4 protein-coding genes are annotated in these 3,121 nt (G+C 77.1%); 3 read left to right on the top strand and 1 reads right to left on the bottom strand.

What is annotated here, in order from left to right; all coding sequences use genetic code 11:
* Together HUW36_RS29370 and HUW36_RS29365 are read left to right on the top strand one after the other, a co-directional pair.
* Window positions 1-289, top strand: a 289-nt coding sequence (locus HUW36_RS29370) for an AAA family ATPase (protein ID WP_217428899.1), incomplete at its 5' end; no start/stop codon positions are given.
* Window positions 286-1,596: a DUF58 domain-containing protein gene (locus tag HUW36_RS29365; RefSeq protein WP_174531088.1), complete on the top strand. Its 1,311-nt coding sequence runs from the start codon at window positions 286-288 to the stop codon at window positions 1,594-1,596. The genes HUW36_RS29370 and HUW36_RS29365, both read left to right, overlap by 4 nt.
* Here the strand turns inward: HUW36_RS29365 and HUW36_RS29360 are convergent.
* Complete coding sequence (locus tag HUW36_RS29360; protein WP_174531087.1) at window positions 1,574-2,527, bottom strand: stage II sporulation protein M; 954 nt, start codon at window positions 2,525-2,527, stop codon at window positions 1,574-1,576. The two genes, HUW36_RS29365 and HUW36_RS29360, sit on opposite strands and share 23 nt — an antisense overlap.
* 23 nt (window positions 2,528-2,550) lie before the next feature.
* On the opposite strand from HUW36_RS29360, the gene HUW36_RS29355 reads away from it, so the two are divergent.
* On the top strand, window positions 2,551-3,121 hold a 571-nt coding region (locus tag HUW36_RS29355), incomplete at its 3' end, for an RDD family protein (protein WP_174531086.1).

The raw sequence follows: 3,121 nt of genomic DNA, 5'->3' as shown, positions 1-3,121 counted from the left end.
CGTGGCCGAGCCGGTGCTCGGCTACATCGTGGACCTCTGCCGCGCCACCCGGGTCGCCCCGGCCCTGGAGCTGGGCGCCTCGCCCCGGGGCGCCACCGCGCTGCTCGCCACCGCGAAGGCGTGGTCCTGGCTGGCCGGGCGGGACCACGTCACGCCGGACGACGTGAAGGCGGTGGCCCGGCCCACGCTGCGGCACCGGCTGCGCCCGCGCCCCGAGGTGGAACTGGAGGGCGTCACCGTGGACGCCGTGCTGGACTCGGTGCTGGCCACCGTGCCGACGCCGCGATGACCTGGCGGGCGGGTCTGCTGCTCGCCGCGGGCGCGGCGACGCTGCCGGTCTGGCCGTCCCCGTTCCTCGGCGTCGCCGTGCTGACCGCGGCGGTGCTGCTGCTGGTCGCCGTCGATCGGCTCCTCGCCGTCCCGCCGCACGCGCTCGGCGTGACCCGCACCGGCGACCGGACCGTCCGCCTCGGCGGCACCGCCACGGTCGCCCTGCACCTGGCCAACCCCACCGACTCGCCGCTGCACGCCCAGGTACGCGACGCGTGGGTGCCCTCCGCCGGGGCGCGGCCCGAGCAGCCTCCGGACCGGGTGTTCACCGTCGCGCCGGGCACGACGGCCACCCTGCCGGTCCGCCTCACCCCGACGCGGCGGGGCGACCGGCAGGCGGTGGCGCTGACCGTGCGCTCGCTCGGGCCGATGCGCCTGGGCTTCCGGCAGCGCGCCGAACGACCCGCCACGCCACCGTGGACGCTGCGGGTGCTGCCGCGGTTCGACTCCCGCCGGCACCTGCCGGAGAAGCTGGCCCGGCTCCGGATCATCGACGGGGTCCAGGTGACCCGGGGTCGCGGGCACGGCACCGAGTTCGACACCCTGCGCGAGTACGCCGTCGGCGACGACGTGCGGTCGATCGACTGGCGGGCCAGCGCCCGCCGCGCCGACGTGCTCGTCCGCACCTGGCGGCCGGAACGGGACCGGCGGCTCGTCTGCGTGCTGGACACCGGCCGCACCTCGGCGGTCCGGCTCGGCGACGAACCCCGGCTGGACACCGCGATCGACGCCGCGCTGCTGCTGACCGCGCTGGCCGCCCGCGCCAGCGACCGGGTGGACCTGCTCGCCGTGGACACCGCGGTGCGTGCCCGGGTGACCGGCAGCGGCCGACCGGCGCTGCTCCCCCGGCTGGTCGAGGCGATGGCGCCGCTCCAGCCGGCGCTGGCCGAGACCGACTTCGAACTGGTCGCCGCGGAGGTGCTGCGCCGGGAACGGCAGCGCAGCCTGGTGGTGCTCTTCACCGCGCTGGACGCGGGGGCGCTGCGGGAGGGGCTGCTCCCGGTGCTGCCGCGCCTGGCCGCCCGGCACCGGGTGGTGCTGGCGGCCACCCACGACCCGGTGCTGACCCGGCTCACCACGGCCACGCCCACCGGCCCGGACGACCCGTACACGGCCGCGGCGGCCTGGCGCGCGCTCGCCGAGCGGGACCGGGTGCGCGCCGCCCTGTCCCGACACGGGGTGACCGTGGTGGACGTGGCCGCCGACCGGCTCGCGCCCACCGTCGCCGACACCTACCTGCGGCTCAAGTCCCTCGGCCAGCTCTGACCGCCCGCCGGCCCAGCACCAGCGCGTACGCCAGGAACGCCGCCCACACCGCGGCGCCGACCGCCACCCGGACCGGCATCGGCAGCGGCGCCGGGGTGACGAACGCCTCCAGCAGCGCGGAGACGGCGAAGAGCCCGACCAGGCCGGCGGCGACCACGATGGCGGCCCGGCCCGCCTCGGCGACCGCCCGGCCGCGCCCGAGGTGCGCGGGCGGGGCGATCCAGGCCCAGGCGGTCCGCAGCCCGACCCCGGCGGCGACGTAGATGCCGGTCAGCTCCAGCAGCCCGTGCGGCGTGATCATGCCGAAGAACACGTCCGCCCGGCCGTAGGAGACCATCACGCCGCCCACCACCCCGATGTTCAGCGCGTTCTGCCACAGCAGCCAGAACACCGGTACCACCAGCACGCCGGCGGCCAGGCACTGGGCGGCCAGCCAGGCGTTGTGCGTCCACAGGTGGAAGGCGAACGTCGGCGCGGCGAACTCGGTGTAGTAGCCGGCGAAGCCGGAGTCGACGAGCTGCCGGGCCGACTCGGCGCCGACGAACGCGGCGGCGGTGTCCGGGTGGCCGGCGACGAACCAGATGAGGAAGACGGTGAGCGCGCTGAACCCGGTGGCGACGCCGCACCACCAGGGCCAGGCCCGGTAGAGGGCGGCCGGCAGGTCGGCCAGCAGGAACCGGCGCACCGCCGTCCAGGAGGGCCGGGGGCGGCCGGTAATCCGGGCGCGGGCCGTGAGGACCAGGTGGGACAGGCGTCCCACCAGCGCCGGCTCGGGGGCCCGGCTGCGGATCGCGGAGAGGTGGGTGGCGGTCCGCTGGTAGAGCCCGACCAGCTCGTCGACCTCGGCGGCGTCCAGGCGACGCCGGCCGGTCAACTGCTCCAGCCGCCGCCACTCGGCGCCGTGCTCCGCCACGTACGCGTCGAGATCCACTCGCCCTCCCCCGTGAGGCGTCCATGGTGTTCACTGTCGGGGTGCGCGCGCAACCTCCCCCACCGCCCCGGTGGGCCGACGCGGGTCTGGTCAGCGGCGAGGCGGTGGAGCTGGACGTCCGGGTCGCCCGGTTGGGCTCCCGGGTGCTCGCCCTGCTGATCGACCTGGTCGTCCAGGTCGGCCTCGCGCTGGTGCTCGGTGCGGCGCTGTCGCTGCTGGTGCTCACGCTGCCCAGGGACGTGGTGGACGCCGCCCTGTCCGGCGGGCTCCAGGTCGTGCTCGTGGTGCTGGTGCTTGTCGGCTACCCGGTGGTGATGGAGCGTCTCGTCGGCGGCCGGACGGTGGGCAAGCTGGCGGTGGGGCTGCGGGTGGTCCGCGCCGACGGCGGCCCGGTCGGGGTGGGGCAGTCGCTGACCCGGGCCCTGGTGGGTGTCGCGGTGGAGTGGCCCGGTCTGGTGCTGCCGTTGCTGAGCTGGGCGGCGAGCGTGACGGTGATGCTCACCGACCCGCGCGGCCGCCGGCTGGGTGACCTGGTGGCCGGCACGCTCGTGGTGCACACCCGGCCCGCCGGGGCGTGGCGTCCGTTGCCGCCGG

The organism is Micromonospora maritima, from assembly GCF_902825405.1.
In the GTDB taxonomy this organism is placed as follows: Bacteria; Actinomycetota; Actinomycetes; order Mycobacteriales; family Micromonosporaceae; genus Micromonospora; species Micromonospora maritima.
Note: the sequence above shows the minus strand (reverse complement) of the source record. Positions and strands in the feature narration are given on the sequence as shown.

What these genes read in the sequence shown, in the direction of transcription:
- HUW36_RS29365 (WP_174531088.1), top strand. Translation starts at nt 286, where the DNA reads ATGACCTGGCGGGCGGGTCTGCTGCTCGCCGCGGGCGCGGCGACGCTG.